The following is a 1,638-nucleotide window of genomic DNA, read 5'->3' as shown; positions in this document are numbered from 1 at the left end:
CTGATATGTTTTGACCTGTCAAGGCTTGCACGGACTTCACATGTTGCACCTCTCGATTGCAGGCACCTTGAGGCAGAACAGGATCGGGCAGACTGCGACGGTGGATCATGCTGATATACGTGGGTTGGGTACCACCTGACTTCACTGCGTCGCGGAGCTTGCCTTTTTCTAGCAGCAGGGATCATCTGCCGGGAATGCCTTTAAGGATTATCCCGACAAATGCCGGTTCAGTCCGGTCAAGGGTTCTCCACACCGGCCGATCCTGCCCTGACTCAAAGTGCCTGTCACCTCATGCTCGCTTTCGATGACTTGAATTCGATGCCGGTTTAGGGGGGGGGGGGCGACACCTCAAACCGCGTGCGCCCCGGCCATCACCCGGCAAACAATATCCCAGATAAAACCTGTCAGTTCTCGCGCCACCGCGACGCACACCAGCTTGGTGTTCTTTCCCGCCCGGGTCATGTCCCGGTAGCGCCCGCACAGGCGTTTCTGGGCCTTCCAGGCAACGGCTTTGGCCTCCTCAGGCGCACCCGCCGCTTTGCGCTTTAAATGCATTGTCTGGCGCGCCGGGAAGCGATAGCTCCACGCCGATTCCACCAGCATTCGCCGGGCATAACGGTTACCGGTGAGCGTGACCGCCCCCTGGCGTCGGCGCGAGCCGCTACTGTGCTCACTGGGAACCAGCCCCAAAAACGCCATCAATTCCCGTGGTGTGTCAAAACGGCTGATGTCGCCCAACTCTGCCATCAACACCATGGCCGCCAGTTTATCGATGCCACGCAAGGCGACCAGCGCCTCCACCACAGGTGCCAGCGACCATTGTGGCAAGGCCCGCTCCATCTGGGCAGTGAGATCAGCCACTCGTCGGGTCGCCGCCTTGACGGCGTCGGTATACTCTTGCAATACCACCTGTTGCCAGTCGTGCTCGAACCGCAGCGACTCCAGCCAGTTGAAGTGGGTCTGGGTCCAGCGGGTACGTCCCTTCGGCCAGTGGTGACCGTGTCGCAGCACAAAGGCATTCAGTTGCTGGCGCGCCTTGCGCTCTTGAGCCTTCATGTCGTCACGCGCCCGGGTCAGGTCGCGCATGGCCTCCTGCTCGGTATCCGGGACCCATACCGGTGTCAGGTCGCCACTGCGTGCTAGTCGCGCCAGCTTGATCGCATCACGCCGATCCGTCTTGATCCGTTCACCGGGCGCCTTTGGCATCCGTGATGGCGCCACCACCTGGACGTCGTGGCCGCTGGCCAGCAGTTGGCGGTACAACCCATACCCGCAGGGGCCGGCTTCATAGACAAATTGCAGCAGGCCCCCACCATACCGCTCGCTGAGCTGTTGCAGCTTACGCTCGACCCGTTTGGGCGTATTGGGAATCTCACCTTCGTAATCTGGCGCCTGCCGCCCAGGTTCAGCAACGGCGACCGCAATCGTCTCCTTGTGCACATCCAGGCCGACATAAGCGGTATGAACTGTCGGTTGTTCCGGTTCAACGGGAGCGCCGACGGTGTGAAGTGAAGCGAATTCAGCGTTAAACTTGGTCATGACCTGCCCTCCTCAAAGTGGCTCTGCTGTTGATGGATCAGTCCGTCCCCAACAATAACCCACGATCGTTGAGGACGGGCAGGTCAAAACATCATGTCT

At 60.3% G+C, this 1,638-nt stretch carries 1 protein-coding gene; it reads right to left on the bottom strand.

Translation table 11 applies throughout. From position 1 onward, the window contains the following. Nucleotides 1-348: 348 nt before the first annotated feature. Nucleotides 349-1,446, bottom strand: coding sequence for an IS110 family RNA-guided transposase (locus V8L71_RS20590; RefSeq protein ID WP_336275334.1), 1,098 nt, complete (start codon nt 1,444-1,446; stop codon nt 349-351). Between the last annotated feature and the right edge of the window lie 192 nt (nt 1,447-1,638).

The sequence above is a fragment of the Vreelandella indica genome, from assembly GCF_037070225.1.
GTDB lineage: Bacteria > Pseudomonadota > Gammaproteobacteria > Pseudomonadales > Halomonadaceae > Vreelandella > Vreelandella arctica.
This window is presented reverse-complemented; position numbering and strand designations above follow the sequence as displayed.